The sequence below is a fragment of the Pontibacter sp. JAM-7 genome (assembly GCF_048548695.2).
Taxonomy (GTDB): Bacteria; Pseudomonadota; Gammaproteobacteria; order Pseudomonadales; family Balneatricaceae; genus Neptuniibacter.
Genome location: NZ_JBLYIF020000003.1, coordinates 83,670 through 103,390, shown reverse-complemented (window position 1 = coordinate 103,390; position 19,721 = coordinate 83,670). Strand labels below are relative to the sequence as shown.

Here is a 19,721-nt window from a genome sequence, read left to right as displayed (position 1 = left end):
GGTCAGTTTCCAAAAAGAGCGTGGGCCTTACCGGCCGCAAATAAAGAACGTTATTTCCGGGTATTACCAGAGATAAAAAAGCGGCGCTCTGCTATCAGGCGCCGCCGGGAATTGTACATTTTTCCGGCACTGACGAACAGCACCGTTGCAACTGCTTATTTGTAAACCGGGTAACGTGAACAAACCTCTTTCACCTGAGTTTTCACTCGGGCGATAGTCTCTTCGTTGGTGATGTCATCCAGGATATCGCAGATCCAGTTAGCCAGATCGCTCACTTCCGTCTCTTTAAACCCACGACGGGTTACCGCTGGGGTACCAATACGCAGACCGGAAGTGACAAACGGAGAACGCGGATCATTTGGTACCGCATTCTTGTTCACCGTAATGTTAGCGCGGCCCAGGGCTGCATCAGCATCTTTACCCGTAATATCCTTGTCGATCAGATCCACCAGGAACAGGTGATCGTCGGTACCACCGGACACGATGTTGATGCCGCGGCTCTGGAACGTATCAGCCATGGCCTGAGCATTCTTAACCACCTGCGCCTGATACGCCTGCCACTCAGGCTCCATCGCTTCTTTGAAACACACGGCTTTGGCTGCGATCACGTGCATCAGTGGGCCGCCCTGAGATTCAGGGAAGACTGCGAAATTCAGTTTTTTCTGCAAGTCTTCATCAGCACGGGCAGACAGAATCAGACCACCGCGTGGGCCACCCAGAGTTTTATGGGTAGTAGTAGTAACGACATCGGCAATCTGTACCGGTGAAGGATAAACACCTGCTGCAACCAGACCGGCAATGTGCGCCATATCAACAAACAGGTAAGCACCTACCTGGTCAGCAATATCACGGAACCGCTGCCAGTCCACCACACGGGAGTACGCCGAGAAACCAGCGATGATCATTTTCGGCTGGTGTTCCTGTGCCAGGCGCTCAACTTCAGCGTAATCAATTTCACCGGTTTCAGTATTCAACCCATACTGCACTGAGTTATAAATACGGCCGGAGAACGATACCGCAGCACCATGCGTCAGGTGACCACCGTGCGCCAGGCTCATACCCAAGATGGTATCGCCCGGCTGGCATAACGCCATGTAAACGGCGGCATTAGCCTGAGAACCGGAATGCGGCTGTACATTGGCATAGGTCGCACCAAACAGCTCACAAGCACGGTCGATAGCCAGTTGTTCAACCACATCAACATGCTCACAGCCGCCGTAATAACGCTTGTTAGGGTAGCCTTCAGCATATTTGTTGGTTAGCACAGAACCCTGCGCCTGCATTACACGCGGACTGGTGTAGTTTTCGGAAGCAATCAGTTCAATATGCTCTTCCTGACGCACGGCTTCCGCCTGCATCGCAGCCCACAGATCTGCATCAAAATCGGCGATGGTCATATCTTTGCTAAACATCGGCTCTCTGTCCCCTAACTAAGGCAAGATGATCCCCGTACAGCGCCAGGTCCGATAGAAGCGGTAGGTTGGCTTGGCTGAACATTTCGGGAAATTAGAAAACGCGGATTATACCCAAAAACGGCGCAACTGGCACATGAAACCGCCTCAGACGTACTTCAATTATTCTCAAGCACACTCCTGAGCTAAAAACGCGAAAGCCCGGGCGATGCGGCCCGGACCGGATAACGAGGTATACACCTACTCAATGGCGATTGCTCTGCTCTGTTCTGGTTGTGGTACCTGTGTTGGCAGTTCAAGGGGCAATACACCCACGGCAACATGCGCTTTGATGGCCCGTGGTCAATACGATCACCGACCAACAGGCGTCTTACATACTGCCCGTAGTGACGCTACCGGCGGATCAATCTGCCATCTTTTTCCTCTTTTACCTCATTACGGGTTTCTGCCTGAATCGTCGCACCCCGTTATCTACACTGAATTGGATATCCGCTTGCTAACGCCCGACAGGTCCAGTTCAATGCCAGAGCCTTACTCTGACTCGCGCACATCCATGGCTGGGGTGCGCTCACCCTCTTCTACTGGCAGGATGAAAGAAATGGTTGAAAAGGGTATCGTCAAACAAACTGTTAAATCGTCTTAGGTCTCCCATCTGCATCACCTCCGCATACGCTTGCGACTGATCGCCGCATGCTTGGCACTCCCTGCTCAATTTCAGTCGGGAACCCGCCCAAAAAGCGCTAAACCAAAATATTGACCCGAATCAAAATAGCCATTGATTGCAGCTTTCGGCTAAAATTCGCCCATTCGTTTCATAATCGACGCAGGTTAGTGCATGGCACAGTACGTATATACAATGAATCGCGTGGGCAAAGTGGTACCGCCTAAACGTGAAATTCTCAAAGATATTTCCCTCTCATTTTTCCCAGGCGCAAAAATCGGTGTCTTAGGTCTCAATGGTGCAGGTAAGTCCACTCTACTTCGTATCATGGCAGGCCTCGACACTGAAATTCTTGGTGAAGCGCGCCCTATGCCCGGCATTAAGGTGGGTTACCTGCCGCAGGAACCGCAGCTGGATGACAGCAAAACCGTGCGCGAAGTGGTGGAAGAAGCGGTTTCTGATGTGAAAGGCGCACTGGACCAGCTGGACCAGGTGTACGCCGCTTATGCCGAGCCTGAGGCCGACTTTGATGCCCTGGCAAAAAAACAGGCGGAGCTGGAAAACCTGATTCAAGCAAAAGATGGCCACAACCTTGATGCTGCTCTGGAGCGTGCTGCCGACGCCATGCGCCTGCCAGCATGGGATGCAGAGGTTAAACACCTGTCTGGCGGTGAACGCCGCAGGGTAGCGCTGTGCCGCCTGCTACTGGAAAAGCCGGACATGCTCTTGCTGGACGAACCAACCAACCACTTGGACGCCGAGTCCGTGGCCTGGATTGAACGCTTCCTGCACGAATATCCGGGCACCGTTGTGGCAATCACCCACGACCGTTACTTCCTCGACAATGCGGCCGGCTGGATTCTGGAACTGGACCGTGGCCACGGTATTCCGTACGAGGGCAATTATTCCTCCTGGCTGGAACAGAAAGAGCAGCGACTGGAACAGGAAGCCAAACAGGAAGCCTCTCATCGCAAAGCGGTTGCTTCCGAGCTGGAGTGGGTTCGTCAGGGTCAGAAAGGTCGCCAAGCCAAATCCAAAGCGCGCCTGAAACAGTTTGAAGAGATGAACTCCAAAGAGTTTCAGAGCCGTAACGAAACCCAGGAGATCTATATCCCACCTGGCCCTCGCCTGGGCGAGAAAGTCATTGATGCCAACAACATCGCCAAAGCCTATGGTGACAAGGTGCTGTTTGAAGACCTCAGCTTCTCCATCCCACAGGGTGCGATTGTTGGCATTATCGGCGGTAACGGTGCCGGTAAATCCACCCTGTTCCGGATGATCGCCGGTGCAGAACAACCCGATTCCGGTGAGATCGAAATTGGCTCCACGGTGCAGCTGGCATACGTCAACCAGGACCGTGACCTGGATGGCAGTAAAACCGTATTTGAGGAGATCTCTGACGGTCAGGACATCATCACAGTTGGCAATTATCAGACACCAGCCCGCGCTTACTGCGGCCGTTTCAACTTCAAAGGTGGCGATCAGCAGAAATTTGTCAAAGACCTGTCCGGCGGCGAGCGTAACCGTTTGCATATGGCCAAACTGCTCAAGGAAGGCGGTAACGTGCTACTGCTGGACGAACCAACCAACGATCTGGATATCGAAACCCTGCGTGCTCTGGAAGAAGCCTTACTGGCATTCCCGGGTTGTGCAGTAGTGATCTCGCATGACCGCTGGTTCCTCGACCGTATCTGTACCCATATGCTGGCGTATGAAGGTGACTCTAAAGTGGAGTTTTTCGAAGGCAACTACACCGAGTACCAGGCTGACTACAAACGCCGTTATGGCAAAGAACATCAGCCAGAGCGGATCAAGTACAAACGTATGACTGATCTTGGCTAAGATGTGAATAACAATGCCCCGACTGTTCGGGGCATTTTTTAACTGGGTTAAGCTCCAGTCATGAACCCAGGCGCCGATACGCTGACAATAAGCACGCGTCACTGTAACCTGCCAAACTATACTGCGTATTCAGCCAACGACTGACGAATCAGAGGAAGCACCGCTGTGTCGACACTAGAAGCTAATCGCCGACGTTTCACCCGCATCCACTTTGATGCCAAAACAGAAATCATGCAGGGCGGAATTGATTATCCGGTAACCCTGATCGATATCTCATTTAAAGGGGTACTAGTCAGTGCGGAAAACCAGTTACCCGTTGCACCCGGCGATCAGGTCAGTGTCACCATCCATGTCCTCGGTGATGACCTGACGATTCAGGCACCACTGACTCTCAAGCATCAACATGACAGCCGTTACGGGTTTGTACTGGGACAGCTTGATCTGGATTCACTGACCCTGCTACGCAGGATCGTGGAACTTAACCTGGGAGAGGAAGCACTGCTGGAGCGAGAACTGGAGCAGCTGATTCAGGACTGATACGGTTACATCGCTTCCAGTGCTTCAGCCAGTTTGGTCACCCCCACCACCTGCATGCCAGCAACCGGCTCTTTAGGCACATTGCCTTTGGGCACTATGGCTCGCTTAAAGCCATGTTTGGCTGCTTCACGAATCCGCTCCTGCCCATTCGGCACCGGACGAATTTCACCGGAGAGTCCCACCTCACCAAACACCATCAGGTCCTGTGGTAAGGATTGATCCCGAAAACTGGAAACCACTGCCAACAGCAGCGCTAGGTCCGCACCGGTCTCCAGCACTTTGACACCACCCACCACATTGACAAACACATCCTGATCACCGGTCATCAAGCCTCCATGTCGATGCAACACCGCCAGCAGCATGGACATCCGGTTTTGCTCAAGCCCTACAGCCACCCGGCGCGGATTGTTCATCGGCGAAGTATCCACCAGCGCCTGAATTTCCACTAATAACGGCCGCGTGCCCTCCCAGACCACCATGACAACACTGCCAGGCATCGGCCCTTCACCCCGACTGAGAAAGATAGAGCTTGGGTTCTTCACCTCTTTCAGTCCCTGCTCAAGCATGGCAAACACGCCCAGTTCATTGACTGCGCCAAAGCGGTTTTTATGCGAACGCAATGTACGAAAGCGGGAATCAGAAGAACCTTCTAACTGCAGAGAGCAATCAATCATATGCTCCAGCACTTTAGGGCCCGCCAGGGAGCCATCTTTGGTGACATGCCCTACCAACAACAGCACAGTGCCCGTCTGTTTGGCGAAACGCGTTAAAAATGCCGCCGACTCCCGCACCTGTGACACCGAACCCGGCGCCGACTGCACATCCGTCATGTGCATCACTTGAATTGAATCAATCACCATCACTTTTGGCGACAGTTGATGCGCAGTATCACAGATGGTTTCCACGTTAGTTTCGGATAGCATCTGCAACTGCCCGGTTGGCAGACCCAGCCGACGGGCACGCATCGCCACCTGCTGTAACGACTCTTCTCCGGTAACGTAGAGTGCAGGCATATGCTCCGCCAGAGCACACATGGTCTGTAACAGCAGGGTACTTTTACCTGCCCCGGGGTGACCACCAATCAATACCGCAGACCCCGGCACTAAACCACCGCCAAGCACCCGATCGAGTTCACCGGCCCCGGTGGTAAAGCGTGGCATCTCGTCCAATGCCACATCAGCAAGGTTAACCACCGCCGACTTGCCAGCCCCCCCCGCATAACCATCGAAGCGAGCGGTGCGTGCCTGAGTAGCCGTGCCCAATCGCACTTCTGTCAGAGTATTCCAGGCATGACAGGCTGTGCACTGGCCCTGCCATTTGGTGTAATCAGCGCCGCAATCATTACAGACATAGGCGGTTTTTTGTTTGGCCATGCAGCTCTCCGGCGTAGGTTAGTCTGGTGGATTCTAACGGATTATAAGAACAAGCGGCATGGCGCCTGATGATTTACTTTTCTGCAACAAATAAGGTTCTGGGGTTCGCAATGCTATCGCGACAACACTAAACTCAAAGCACCGCCAAAGTGGTAAATATAAAAACAAAACAGATCTACAGGTTATTAACTTATGAGACGTCCTGTAAGAATTGCCGTAACAGGTGCTGCCGGCGCTATTAGCTACAGCTTATTGTTCAAAATAGCCGCAGGGGAAATGATGGGTAGGGATCAACCCGTCATCCTGCAATTGATAGAACTGCCACAGGCTATGGATGCCTTACGCGGTGTAGCGATGGAGCTGATGGATTGTGCATATCCGTTACTCCACACCATCACCTTGCATGACAATGTTGAAGATGGATTCCGTGGTGCCCACTTTGCCCTGCTGGTAGGCGCAAAACCGCGCGGCCCCGGCATGGAGCGTGGCGATCTATTGGAAGAAAACGCCGCCATCTTTGCTCGCCAGGGCAAAGCACTGAATGATGTTGCCAACCGCGATGTGAAGGTATTGGTCACCGGCAATCCGGCCAACACCAATGCTCTGATCGCCAGCCGAAATGCACCCAATTTAAGTCCATCACAATTTACCTGCTTGACCCGACTCGACCACAACCGAGCGAAAGGCATTCTCGCCAACCATTGTGGTGTAACCACCCGAGATATTGAAGGCATTATGATATGGGGCAACCACTCGGCCACCCAGTATCCAGACCTGCATCATGCAACCATTCTCGGCAAACCCGCCCTCAGTCAGATAGACACCAGTTGGTACCGGGACGAGCTGATCCCGAAAGTACAAAAACGCGGGGCAGAAATCATCGAAGCGCGCGGCTTGTCGAGTGCCGCCTCTGCCGCCCAGGCCATTGTTGACCAGATGAATGATTGGGTGCTGGGTACCGAGCCCGGTGAAATCATCAGCATGGGCATTCTCAGTGACGGTAGTTACGGTATTACCAAGGGGGTTTTCTTCTCTTTCCCGGTACGCTGTAACTATGGCCGTTATCAGATCGTGCAGGACTTCCCGATGAATGATTTCAGCCAGAAGCGCCTGACCGAGACGGAACAGGAACTACTGGAAGAAAAAGCGATTGTGGAACACCTGCTACCCAAAGAAACCGAGGCCTCCCACCAGAACCTGTCCATCTGCCTACGCTCAGGTGTCACTCTCTATGCCGACGATACCGGACCGGATTCTGACAGCAAATTCATGACCACCAACCGGGTGATGTAACTCGGACGGAGAGCGGGGCATCTTAAACCGCAACAGGACCGTTAGAGTATCGAGCCTGTTGCGGTTTACTCATCCAAACTAAGACCACTGCCTGCTTTCACAGCGTCTAAGCCTTACCCTAGGTGAAGAGTCAAAACTAATAACAACACACAGGAAGCACTATGAAACTTGAAACCATCGCGGTCCATGGCGGCTACCAACCCGACCCAACTACCAAAGCCGTCGCAGTACCGATTTACCAGACCACCTCCTATGCCTTCGATGATGCGCAGCATGGCGCAGACCTATTCGACCTCAAGGTTGAAGGCAACATCTATACCCGGATCATGAACCCAACCACCGACGTGCTGGAAAAACGCATGGCGGCGCTGGAAGGCGGTATCGCAGCCCTGGGCGTAGCATCTGGTATGGCCGCAATTACCTACAGTATTCAGACCATCGCAGCAGCCGGAGACAACATCATCTCTACCAGTGAGCTATATGGCGGCACCTATAACCTGTTTGCCCATACCCTGCCACACCAGGGCATTACAGTACGTTTTGTAAACAAGGATGATTTTGCCGCTATTGAAGCGCAGATTGATAACAATACGAAAGCGATCTTCTGTGAAAGCATTGGCAATCCCTCTGGCGGTGTCGCAGATATTGCAGCCCTGGCCGATCTGGCGCACCGTCATGGCATCCCATTGATGGTTGACAATACCGTCGCAACACCCGCCTTGTGGCGTCCCATTGAGCAAGGTGCCGATATCGTCATTCACTCCCTGACAAAATATGCCGGCGGTCACGGCAACTCCATCGGTGGTGTCGTAGTGGACTCCGGCAAATTCCCCTGGGCCCAGCACGCCGACCGTTTCCCTCTGCTGACCACCCCGGACGCCTCCTACCATGGTGTGGTGTATACCGAAGCCCTGGGCGAAGCCGCCTTCATCGGCCGCTGCCGGGTGGTTCCCCTGCGCAATACCGGTTCTGCCCTGTCGCCGTTTAATGCCTTTTTGATTCTACAGGGCATCGAGACTCTGACCCTGCGCATGGAGCGAATCAACCAGAACACCTTAAAAATTGCTGAATTTCTGGAGCAGCATGATGCCGTCAGCTGGGTGAAATATGCCGGGCTGCCAAGTCATAAAGATTATGCGCTGGCAGAGAAATACCTCCACGGCGAAGCCTCAGGTATTCTCAGCTTCGGTCTTAAGGGAGGACGTGAAGCCACACCACGCTTTTACGACGCACTGCAGGTATTCACCCGGCTGGTAAATATCGGTGACTGCAAGTCACTGGCCGCGATTCCGGCGGAAACCACGCATCGGCAGTTAAGCGATGAAGAACTGAAAAGCGCCGGGGTATCTCCAGAGATGGTACGGTTATCCGTAGGGATTGAACATGTGGATGATTTGATTGCTGATCTGCAGCAGGCGCTGGATGCAGTTGGTGCCTGACACCTCTGCCGAGAGGAATGACCCTTTTTTCACTCGGTTTATGCTGAATCGCTAACGACAATTAATATTGCCACCTTTGGGTGGGTCAAGGGGGTTGGCGGCAACCCCCTTAATAATCCCAAGCCGCCCCTGATGCTGGGTCGCTTCGCGACTTCCCTGCGGGCTTCAGTAACAAGCGCGGGCGAAAACTCGGCCTACGGCCTCAAACAGTTCCACCCTTGTTTCGCTTGTTACTTCCAGGCCTCGGCTGCACAAAAGGGGTTATGGGTGCCAACTTCTAGTTACATGGTTTTGACTAAGCATGTCTTGGCGTGGCGCAGACATTAACCCCTTGCCGCAGCCGAGTACCTGTGCCCTATGGGTATCGGAGCTGGAAACGGATCAGGTGGACGCCCTGTCTGAGCGCCAGCGAGTTGCGGCCACCCCGTTTCCGGCGAGAAACGCAGGGAGTCCGCAAAGCAGGCAAGGCACGGGGCCGCAGAGAGATTGTTAAGAGAGATCGGTATCTCTCTTAACTCCACGGATGTGGAAAATAATTAACTTTATTGTTGGGCTTCACAACGTTCAGCCGCAACCTACAGAAATAAAAGATAAAAAAACGGGCGCTAGGCCCGTTTTCTTAATCACCCCTGGTGATACTTCGCACTCAACTCATGCACCGCATCCACCAGCACCTTCGGCTGCGCCGGGTCAACAAACTGGTGAATACCATGACCCAAGTTGAACACATGACCAGAACCGTTACCGAAACGCTCCAGAATATAGCCCACTTCCTGCTCAATCCGGTTAGCCGGAGCGTAAAGCACGCTTGGGTCCATATTGCCCTGTAACGCCACATTATCACCTACTCGGGAGCGGGCGTTGCCGATGTCGGTTGTCCAGTCCAGGCCCAGCGCATCAGCGCCGGCTTCAGCCATCACTTCCAGCCACTGACCACCATTTTTAGTGAACAGAATAACCGGCACTTGGCGACCATCATGTTCGCGGATCAGGCCATCAACGATCTGTTTCATATACTTCAGGGAGAACTCTTGATAGCAAGGGCCGCTCAATGCACCGCCCCAGGTATCGAAAATCTGTACTGCCTGAGCACCGCAACGAATCTGTTCGTTCAGGTAATCGGTAACCGACTGCGCCAGCTTATCCAGCAGTGCATGCATCACCTCAGGAGTGGCATACATCATCTTTTTGATGTGACGGAAGTCTTTACTGGAGCCACCTTCTACCATGTAAGTCGCGAGCGTCCAGGGACTGCCGGAGAACCCGATCAACGGCACCCTGCCATTCAGGGTACGACGAATCTCTTTCACGGCATTCATCACGTAATCCAAATCGCTGGCAGCCTTGGGGACCGGTAGCTCGGCAACATCCTGTTCAGTACGGATAATTTTCTTGAATCGTGGACCTTCACCGGTTTCAAAATACAGTCCCAGGCCCATAGCATCTGGGATGGTAAGAATATCTGAGAACAGGATAGCCGCATCCAGGTCGTAACGCTCAAGAGGCTGAATCGTCACTTCGCAGGCCAGTTCTTTATTTTTACACAAACTGAGAAAATCCCCGGCCTGGGCACGGGTTTCGCGGTATTCCGGCAGGTAGCGACCTGCCTGACGCATCATCCAGACCGGGGTAGCATCTACCGGTTGACGTAGCAGGGCACGAAGGAAACGGTCATTTTTCAGTTCAGCCATGGAATTCAGCCATTCTCAGTTAAAAATCAAAGCGAGTATTCTACCGCTTTACGATGGGAAAAGCCTGTTGGATGTCAACAAAAAAGGCCGCATAGGCGGCCTCCTTTGTAGCAAGTTAGCAACTTAGACTTCCATGAAGTCCAGCATGCCCTCTGCCGCTTTACGACCTTCCGCAATGGCAGTCACCACTAGATCGGAACCACGCACCATATCACCGCCAGCAAACACTTTTTCGTTGCTGGTTTGATATGGGAATGCGGATTTTTCTGGTGCTTTGACACGGCCATCACTGTGCAGATCAATACCAAAATCGGCAAACCAAGGTGCGGGGCTTGGTCGGAAACCAAATGCCACCAGCACTGCATCAGCTGACAAAACTTCTTCAGAGCCTTCCACGACTTCAGCGCGGCGACGACCGTTATCATCTGGCTCACCCATTCGGGTGGTAACCACTTTGACGCCGGTTACTTTGCCGTTATCACCCACGACTTCAACCGGCTGGCGGTTGAACATGAATTTAACACCCTCTTCACGCGCATTTTCCACTTCACGCTTGGAACCCGGCATGTTGGCTGCATCACGGCGATAAGCACAGATCACTGATTTCGCACCCTGACGCACAGAGGTACGGTTACAGTCCATTGCGGTATCACCACCACCCAGAACAACCACTCGCTTGCCCTGCAAGTTGATGTAGTCCGCTGGGTCTTTTTCAAAACCCAGACAGTGGTTCACGTTCGAGATCAGGAATGGCAGCGCATCATACACGCCATTCAGCTCTTCTCCCGGGAAACCACCCTTCATGTAGGTGTAGGTGCCCATGCCGAGGAATACAGAATCATACTCATCGATCAAAGACTGCATGGTCACGTCCTTACCCACCTCAGTATTCAGGCGGAATTCAATACCCATCTCAGTGAAGATTTCACGGCGACGGGACATGACGTTCTTTTCCAGCTTAAATTCAGGAATACCAAAGGTCAGCAGGCCACCGATTTCCGGGTTGCGATCAAACACAACCGGTTTGACGCCGTTACGTACCAAAACATCCGCTGCTGCCAGACCCGCAGGACCAGCCCCAATAATGGCGACTTTCTTATCGGTCTCAGGTGCTTTGGACATGTCCGGCTTCCAGCCCATGGCGAAAGCGGTATCGGTAATGTATTTCTCTACAGAACCAATGGTCACGGCACCAAAACCGTCATTCAGGGTACAAGCACCTTCACACAGACGGTCCTGAGGACAAACCCGGCCACACACTTCAGGCAAAGAGTTGGTCTGATGGCTCAGCTCCACTGCCTCAATAATGTTGCCTTCAGAGATCAGCTTCAGCCAGTCAGGAATGTGGTTATGTACCGGACATTTCCACGAGCAATACGGGTTACCGCAGTCGAGGCAGCGATGAGACTGCTCTTCCACCTTGCCTTCTGCAAACGGCTCGTAAATTTCAGCAAAGCCCTTTTTACGGGTAGATGCTGCTATTTTTTTAGGTCCTTTTCGGCCTACATCGAGGAACTGAAAATCGTTGTTTAAACGGTCAGTCATTATCCTCACCTCTCAGAGGCAGCTGCCTTACGGCAACTGCAGTTTATCTTTTACCTGTGGCTTATCAGCCTGGGTTATTCCGGACGATCGCGTACGCTATTCAGCAGGTCATTCAAGCTGGCGGCTTTAGGTTTCACCAGCCAGAAACGGCCGATAAAGTCATCCAGATTGTCAATGACCTCCTGTCCCCAGGCACTGCCTGTTTCACGGGTAAATTCGATGATCACGGTACGCAGGTGGTTCTTATACGCTTCCATGTTTTCGGTATGGATACGCTGAATCTCAACCAACTCGTGGTTATATTTGTCCACAAAGCTGTTATCCAGATCCAGTACATAAGCAAAGCCACCGGTCATACCTGCGCCGAAGTTATAACCTGTTTCACCCAGTACAGTGACCAGGCCACCAGTCATGTATTCACAACAGTGATCGCCCGCTCCCTCAATCACGGCATGCACCCCGGAGTTACGCACTCCGAAACGCTCACCCGCCAAACCTGCCGCAAACAGCTTACCGCCGGTTGCACCATACAGACAGGTATTACCCATGATAGAGGTCTCATTCGACTTATAGCTGACTTCTTTAAATGGGTAGATAACAATCTTACCGCCAGCCATGCCTTTACCGACATAATCATTGGCATCACCCTCAAGAATCAACTCCTGACCACCGGCATTCCAGACACCGAATGACTGGCCAGCATGTCCCTTAAAGTGGAACGTAACCGGCTTATCAGCCATGCCAAGATTACCGTGGTGTTTGGCAATCCAGCCGGACGTACGAGCACCCACAGAGCGATCACAGTTAGTAACCTTGAGTTCCCATTCACCACCCTGCTTCGCACTAATTACAGCACTCGACAAGTCCAGCATCTCGGTGTTCAGCGCACCAGTATCGTAAGGTTCATTACGCGGCTGCTGACAGGTGTTTGGTGCTTCAGGATCAATACCCTCAGCACTGATAATCGGTGTCAGATCCAGATTTTTCTGGCGTGGCGTTTCACCTTCAAGAACCTCCAGCAAGTCAATACGACCTACCAGTTCTTGCAGGGAGCGCACACCCAGCTGCGCCATCCATTGCCGTGTTTCTTCAGCCACAAAGCGGAAGAAGTTTTTAACCATTTCAACCGTACCGCGGAAGTGGTCATGACGCAGTTGGTCGTTCTGAGTCGCGACACCGGTAGCGCAGTTATTCAGGTGACAGATGCGCAGGTATTTACAGCCCAGCGCCACCATCGGCATGGTACCAAAACCAAAGCTTTCAGCACCCAGAATCGCGCCTTTGATAACATCCAGGCCGGTTTTCAAACCACCGTCTGTCTGCAGACGAATCTTGCCGCGCAACTGGTTACCACGCAACGACTGATGCGCATCCGACAGGCCCAGTTCCCAAGGCGAACCGGCATAATGGATTGAGGTCAGCGGCGATGCCGCTGTGCCGCCGTCATAACCGGAAATAGTAATCAGATCAGCATAAGCTTTAGCAACACCACAGGCGATGGTGCCGACACCTGGCCGAGAAACCAGTTTCACCGATACCAGACCCTCAGGGTTAACCTGTTTCAGGTCAAAAATCAGCTGCGCCAAATCCTCAATAGAATAGATATCATGGTGCGGCGGTGGCGAGATCAGCGTTACCCCAGGTACCGAATAACGCAGGCGCGCTATAAGGTCATTAACCTTACCACCCGGCAGCTGACCACCCTCACCCGGCTTAGCTCCCTGAGCTACCTTGATCTGCATAACATCGGCATTAACCAGGTATTCCGGAGTTACACCAAAGCGACCTGAAGCCACCTGCTTGATTTTGGAGCGTTTATTGGTGCCATGACGGGCTGGGTCTTCACCACCTTCACCCGAGTTAGAACGACCACCCAGTTCGTTCATAGCGACGGCCAAGGCTTCATGCGCCTCCGGTGACAGTGCACCCAATGACATCGCAGCCGAATCAAAACGTGGGAAAATGGCTTCAACCGGCTCTACCTGATCCAGCGGAATCGACTGTACTGTTTTCAACCCCAGCAAATCACGCAAGGTGGCAACACCGCGCTTGTTTACCAGGTCAGCGTATTTCTGATAGGCCGCAGCATCGCCACTCTGCACCGCTTGATGGATGGTCTGAACCACATCAGGATTGTAGGCGTGGTATTCACCATCATGTTTGTATTTCAGCAAACCGCCTGCCTGAATCGGCTTGCGCGCGATCCAGGCTTCTTTCGCTAACAGTGACTGCTCATACTGGAAATCTTCAAAGCGAGCCCCTTCAATCCGGCTGGTCACGCCTTTGAAGCACAGATCCACCACATCGGAACTCAGACCAACCGCTTCAAACAGCTGAGCTGCGCGATAAGAAGCAATAGCGGAGATACCCATCTTAGACAGGATCTTCATCAGGCCTTTATTGATACCTTTACGGAAGTTTTCATGCGACTGCAATGGCTCTACGGTCATCTCGCCGCTGGCACAGAGGTCATTCAGTACCCGGTAAGCCAGGTAGGGATACACTGCTGTCGCACCAAAACCAAACAATACCGCAAAGTGATGCGGATCCCGCAACGTGCCAGATTCAACAATAATGTTGGCATCGCAACGCAGGCCGTTTTCCACCAGATAATGATGCACTGCGCCTGTTGCCATTGCTGCATGGATTGGCTGATAACCCGGGCGGATATTGGCATCCGTCAAGATCAGCAGTACCTTGCCACTGCGTACCGCATCCCCGGCCTTCTGGGTCAGAGACTCGATCGCCTGCTTCAACGTCTGTTGAGCCGGGTCATAGTTCAAATCGATTTGAGCAACTTCAAAGCCAGGCTCATTGTTATCACGCAGACGAATAAACTTGTTCGCGGACAATACCGGCGTGGTCAAAATCACACGACGGGCATGCTCAGGTGTTTCCTCAAAAACATTTCGCTCAGCACCAATACAGGTTTCCAGCGACATCACGATGGCTTCACGCAGCGGGTCGATTGGCGGATTGGTTACCTGGGCAAACTGCTGACGGAAATAATCATACACAGAGCGCACACGACTAGAGAGCACCGCCATAGGTTTATCGTCACCCATGGAGCCGATGGCTTCCATACCGGTTTCACCCAGAGGGCGCAGCACCTGGTCACGCTCTTCAAAAGTGACCTGGAACATTTTCATGTGCTGCTTAACATCTTCAGCCGACATCTCAGTACTGGTAAACGCCTGAACTTCAGCTTCAAAGTTCATGGTCTGTTCCAGACGCAACGCATGCTGTCTCAACCACTGCTTGTAGGGTTTAGCCTTTTTCAGTTGGTCGTCGACGTCACTGGTATGCAGCACATCACCGGTTTGGGTATCGATCGCCAGAATCTGACCAGGACCTACACGCCCCTGGGCCACAATATCAGTCGGCTCATAACTGAATACGCCAATCTCAGACGCCGTGCAGATATAACCCTGTTTTGTCATGACCCAACGGGAAGGCCGCAGACCGTTACGGTCAAGCATACATACCGCGTAACGACCGTCGGTCATTACCATGCCAGCCGGGCCATCCCATGGCTCCATATGCATGGAGTTATATTCGTAGAATGCCCGCAGCTCGGAGTCCATGGTATCCACATTCTGCCATGCTGGCGGAACGATCATGCGTACAGCACGATAGATATCGATACCACCTACCAACAAGAACTCCAGCATGTTATCCATACTGGAAGAGTCAGAACCGGTGGTATTGACGATCGGCTGCAACTGATCCAGATTCGGCAGCACATTGGTGGCGAATTTTTTCGCCCGCGCTTTAGCCCAGCTACGGTTACCATCTATGGTGTTGATCTCACCATTATGGGCCAGAAAACGGAATGGCTGCGCCAGAGGCCAGCGTGGTGCCGTATTCGTAGAGAAACGCTGATGATAGGTACAAACTGCGGTTTCCAGACGTGGATCAGCCAAATCACGATAAAACACTGGCAGATCTACCGGCATGGTCAGGCCTTTATAGGACAGCACCTTATCGGAGAAACTACAGATATAAAAATCAGCATCCTCAGCCATGGCCAGTTCGGCTTTACGACGCGCCACAAACAGACTTACCGTCAGTTCACGCTCAGATTTATCATGACTGATGATAAATACTTGCTCAATTTTCGGCAGCGTATCTTTGGCAATAGGACCCAGGCAGCTTTCATCAGTAGGAACCACACGCCAGCCAGCAACAGTCAGACCTTCTGCTTCTGCAGCAGCATTAATAGCCTGACGACTTGCTTCAGCCCGTTGCTCGTCCTGCGACAGGAAAATCATGCCAACGGCATAGAGTTCACCAAGCTCAATACCCAGCTCATCTTTAGCCACTGTACGCATAAAGCCATCGGGTTTCTGCATTAGCAGCCCGCAACCATCACCGGTACGTCCATCAGCGGCAATACCGCCGCGGTGGGTCATACATGCCAGGGCTTCAATCGCTTTCTCCAGCAGATCGTGGCTCGCCTCGCCTTGCATGTGTGCCATAAGGCCAAAGCCACAGTTATCTTTGAACTCACCGGGGCGATAAAGACCTTTGCTCATAAGCCATTCCTACTTAAAAATTCTTAAGAATCAATACCTTGAAGGTATCCTTTACCGAAACATAAACCGCTCTCGGCAAAAAGGGAGAGCTATTCTACACGCGAAGAGGATTTGGGACAAATTCCAGACTTGGAAGAGCCCCTGTGGACGGGTGGTTCTGTTACCAGCACCCTCTTACCAACCCTTTGATTACTGGGAGGTTTTCTTCTTTATATCCAGGTGAACACTCTGCAAACTTCGCGCCCAGGGGCGGATGTTTTTTAGCTCTGCAGGCAGTGTCCGGATCGCAGAAGTCGCTGCATCGCGGTTGCTATACTGTCCGTAAACCACAACATACCACGGTTTGGCCTTATATTGCGTTGCAAAATAATAAAAATCTTCAGGCATAGATTGCGCCTGAATAAATGTCCTTGCACTCGCCTCTTTTCGGGAACCCATAATTTGCAGGGTATAGGCTCTAGCTGGCCAACTTAGCAACGATTGCTCATTTTTAGACAATACGGATTCAGGCGCTTTACGTGCCACTATTTCAGGCTCAGCGGGCACTGGAGATACCACTGGCGAAGTTTCCGCAACCTTATCTGTTTTTTGCGGTGGCAGTAATGCTGGCTCCGTCTGAATCTTCGGCTGAGCAGCAACAGGTATCGACTGCTGCGTAGCCGGCTTTGATGTTGCCGCAGCAGATGCTTGGGTTAACTCGGTGGTGGCAGGTGCTTGACTTGAGTTGGCAGCAGCAACCTGGCCAGGCCGGACGACAGTATCACTTGCTGGCTGCACAAATGCTGGTTTCGGCTGAGGTGATACCAAAGGCACCTGGGGCTCTGTCATGGCCAGAGTCGGCGCAGGCCCTTTATCCACAGACGGTGCCACCTCAACTGTTAACGGCAAGGCCACCCGATCGATATCTGCGGTCTGTATCTCAGCCCCACCGGGAATAAACTGCCACATAGAAAGCATTAATACCAATAGCAGCATGACCGCTATACCTGCCATATGCAGGGGCGGCAATGGAAATAAACGCTGATTACGTGCAGACTCACCGGCAGCCAGAAGTTCCACTACTTTTCCCGGCATACCCCCGGATTGCTGAATGATTTCATCCCTGCGCTGCATAGAGAGCCTGGCAGCCTGAGGCAAACAAAGATCCATGAACTCACTGACCTCTTCACCCTTCATACCCACCAGCAATAAATTGTGAATACGGCCTTCCAGATGCCTAATCAGCTCATTTTTAGCCAGCCGAGCGGCGAAATTTGCCTCCGCAAACAACACCAGTTGAACCTGTTGATCTTCACCAGAAGCAGCATGCAAATTCAACAGCAGATCCAAAGCAGACTCATTTAATAATTCCGCATTATCAATCAGAATCAGACATTTTTGTCCGGCACTGGAGAGGGCTTGTAATTGAGCCTGAAACAGCTGCAGCTGTTCCGGATAACCGTCACCCACCGTTTCATGCTGGGGCAACTGAGACACCAGTTGCGGTAATAGTTCGCGGTCTTTAGTCGGCATTGACAGCTCTATAGCACACACAGCCAGAGCAGGGTCTTCGCCAGGCGGGATCAACTGCTGAATAAGCGTTGTTTTACCTGCCCCCTCTTCGCCAGTAACCAGCAACAAAAAGTCAGAGTAGTGCACTAAGTGCTGCAATTTTTCCAGCAGCTGTAGCCGGCTAGGCGGCTCGAAATAAGCAATATGGTTTCCCGGCGAAGTTCCTGCAGACATCAGTAACGCTTCCATCAACTGGTTTAACAGCACTCGCCAAGCTGATTACCAGCCAGCAATGTCTGCTCTAATTTTGCCGCATCAAACTGGTCAGTGACTACCGCCATACCTAACCGCTGCAGTAAGACCAGGCGTAACTGTCCATCCAGCACTTTTTTATCCACGGACATCAGCTCTTTGAACCGCTCCGCACTCATACCTTCAGGAGGCGCTATCGGCAAACCTGCAGCCAGAAGTAAATCACGAATGCGCTGTATATCAGCTTTTGAAATCCAGCCCTGCCGACAGGAGAGATCAGCAGCCATCATAGTTCCAGCACCCACCGCTTCACCATGCAACCAATTACCGTAACCCTGGTCAGCTTCAATCGCATGACCAAAGGTATGACCCAAATTCAACAAAGCACGAATTCCGGACTCTTTCTCATCCTGAGCCACAACTTCTGCTTTGATGGCACAGGAACGATAGATGGCCTCAGCCAATAGCATCGGATTCCTCTGCATCAAAGACTGTATATTACTTTCTAAAAAACGCAGAAATTCAGCATCGTAGATCAAGCCATACTTGATCACCTCAGCCATACCTGCCGACAGCTCTTGATCAGGTAATGAATTCAATACTTCTGTATCGATGACAACACACTGTGGTTGATGGAATGCACCAATCATATTTTTTCCACGCGCGTGATTGACGCCAGTCTTGCCGCCGACAGAAGAATCAACCTGAGACAATAAGGTAGTAGGCACCTGAATAAATTCAACACCACGCTGATAACAGGCCGCCGCAAACCCGGTCATATCACCTACCACACCACCTCCGAGGGCAATGAGGGTCGTCGTCCGGTTATGCCTGTTCTCAAGCAGCCCATCAAAAATCTGATTCAAGTATTCAAGCGTTTTGAATGCTTCGCCATCTGGCAAAACCACAGTATCAAGTTTGTAACTATCCCCCAGACTCGTCACCAACCGCTGCAGATACAGCGGTGCTACCGTTTCATTAGTCACGATAAGCACCTGCTTTCCTTTGATGTAGGTCTTCATCAGACCCGCATCGAGCAGGTTTTGGCCAATAAATATAGGATAACTGCGATCGCCTAATTCGACGCGTAACGTTTGCATCTGTAGTTCCATGGAATGTGTATAGATTTTACAGCGGGGAGGCAGCTTGAAGCTGACGTCGTATCTCGCCGGCCACCGACTTCGGATGGCGTTTATCCGTTTTTACCACAATATCCGCCACCTCGGTATAGAGAGGGTCGCGCTGTTGCATTAGGGATTCGAGAACCTGACGAGGATTTTCGGTTTGCAGCAAAGGCCGGTTACGGTCTCGGGATGTACGATCCAGCTGCTGATCTACTGATGTTTTCAGATACACCACAAAACCATTTGCCTGCAGACAGGTACGATTTTCTGGTCTCAATACAGCCCCACCCCCGGTGGATAAAACTATACCTTGCAACTGGGACAGCTCAGCGATAACCGCCTGCTCCCTATCACGGAAACCCGCTTCACCCTCAACATCAAAAATCCATGGAATATCTGCCCCGGCCCGGCTTTCAATCTCCCGGTCTGAGTCAACAAATTCCAGCTTTAGATCATGAGATAACAAACGGCCTATGGTGCTTTTACCAGCACCCATAGGCCCGACTAGAAAGATGTTCAAGCAAAA

Annotated in this window: 12 protein-coding genes; 4 read left to right on the top strand and 8 right to left on the bottom strand. The window is 52.1% G+C overall.

Annotation, left to right across the window (positions count from 1 at the left end; all coding sequences use genetic code 11):
• Window positions 1-155: 155 nt before the first annotated feature.
• Window positions 156-1,412 (bottom strand): serine hydroxymethyltransferase, encoded by a 1,257-nt coding sequence (glyA, locus tag ACFVYJ_RS04905; RefSeq protein WP_419413924.1) that lies wholly within the window; start codon window positions 1,410-1,412, stop codon window positions 156-158.
• Window positions 1,413-2,247: 835 nt separating this feature from the next.
• On the opposite strand from glyA, the gene ettA reads away from it, so the two are divergent.
• The gene (ettA, locus tag ACFVYJ_RS04900) at window positions 2,248-3,915 is read left to right on the top strand and encodes an energy-dependent translational throttle protein EttA (RefSeq protein WP_419413923.1); all 1,668 of its coding nucleotides are present in this window, start codon (window positions 2,248-2,250) and stop codon (window positions 3,913-3,915) included.
• Between the two features lie 165 nt (window positions 3,916-4,080).
• Window positions 4,081-4,452 (top strand): PilZ domain-containing protein, encoded by a 372-nt coding sequence (locus ACFVYJ_RS04895; protein WP_419413922.1) that lies wholly within the window; start codon window positions 4,081-4,083, stop codon window positions 4,450-4,452.
• Between the two features lie 5 nt (window positions 4,453-4,457).
• On the opposite strand, the gene radA is transcribed toward ACFVYJ_RS04895, so the two are convergent.
• The gene (gene radA / locus ACFVYJ_RS04890; protein ID WP_419413921.1) at window positions 4,458-5,825 is read right to left on the bottom strand and encodes a DNA repair protein RadA; all 1,368 of its coding nucleotides are present in this window, start codon (window positions 5,823-5,825) and stop codon (window positions 4,458-4,460) included.
• Window positions 5,826-6,017: 192 nt separating this feature from the next.
• On the opposite strand from radA, the gene ACFVYJ_RS04885 reads away from it, so the two are divergent.
• Window positions 6,018-7,118, top strand: coding sequence for a malate dehydrogenase (locus tag ACFVYJ_RS04885; RefSeq protein WP_463254987.1), 1,101 nt, complete (start codon window positions 6,018-6,020; stop codon window positions 7,116-7,118).
• Window positions 7,119-7,279: 161 nt separating this feature from the next.
• Window positions 7,280-8,557: an O-acetylhomoserine aminocarboxypropyltransferase/cysteine synthase family protein gene (locus ACFVYJ_RS04880; RefSeq protein ID WP_419413920.1), complete on the top strand. Its 1,278-nt coding sequence runs from the start codon at window positions 7,280-7,282 to the stop codon at window positions 8,555-8,557.
• A gap of 623 nt (window positions 8,558-9,180) precedes the next feature.
• On the opposite strand, the gene hemE is transcribed toward ACFVYJ_RS04880, so the two are convergent.
• From hemE to aroK, 6 genes are all read right to left on the bottom strand, one after another.
• The gene (hemE, locus tag ACFVYJ_RS04875; RefSeq protein ID WP_419413919.1) at window positions 9,181-10,248 is read right to left on the bottom strand and encodes a uroporphyrinogen decarboxylase; all 1,068 of its coding nucleotides are present in this window, start codon (window positions 10,246-10,248) and stop codon (window positions 9,181-9,183) included.
• 123 nt (window positions 10,249-10,371) lie between these two features.
• A complete protein-coding gene (locus ACFVYJ_RS04870; RefSeq protein WP_419413918.1) occupies window positions 10,372-11,793 on the bottom strand; it encodes an FAD-dependent oxidoreductase in 1,422 nt (473 codons plus the stop codon).
• Between the two features lie 74 nt (window positions 11,794-11,867).
• Window positions 11,868-16,328, bottom strand: a complete 4,461-nt coding sequence (gene gltB, locus ACFVYJ_RS04865; protein ID WP_419413917.1) for a glutamate synthase large subunit — start codon at window positions 16,326-16,328, stop codon at window positions 11,868-11,870.
• A 189-nt stretch (window positions 16,329-16,517) separates the two neighbouring features.
• On the bottom strand, window positions 16,518-18,053 hold the full coding sequence (locus ACFVYJ_RS04860; RefSeq protein ID WP_419413916.1) for an AAA family ATPase: 1,536 nt from the start codon (window positions 18,051-18,053) through the stop codon (window positions 16,518-16,520).
• Between the two features lie 23 nt (window positions 18,054-18,076).
• Window positions 18,077-19,171: a 3-dehydroquinate synthase gene (aroB, locus tag ACFVYJ_RS04855; RefSeq protein ID WP_419413915.1), complete on the bottom strand. Its 1,095-nt coding sequence runs from the start codon at window positions 19,169-19,171 to the stop codon at window positions 18,077-18,079.
• Window positions 19,172-19,199: 28 nt separating this feature from the next.
• A complete protein-coding gene (gene aroK / locus ACFVYJ_RS04850) occupies window positions 19,200-19,715 on the bottom strand; it encodes a shikimate kinase AroK (protein ID WP_463254984.1) in 516 nt (171 codons plus the stop codon).
• Window positions 19,716-19,721: the final 6 nt, after the last annotated feature.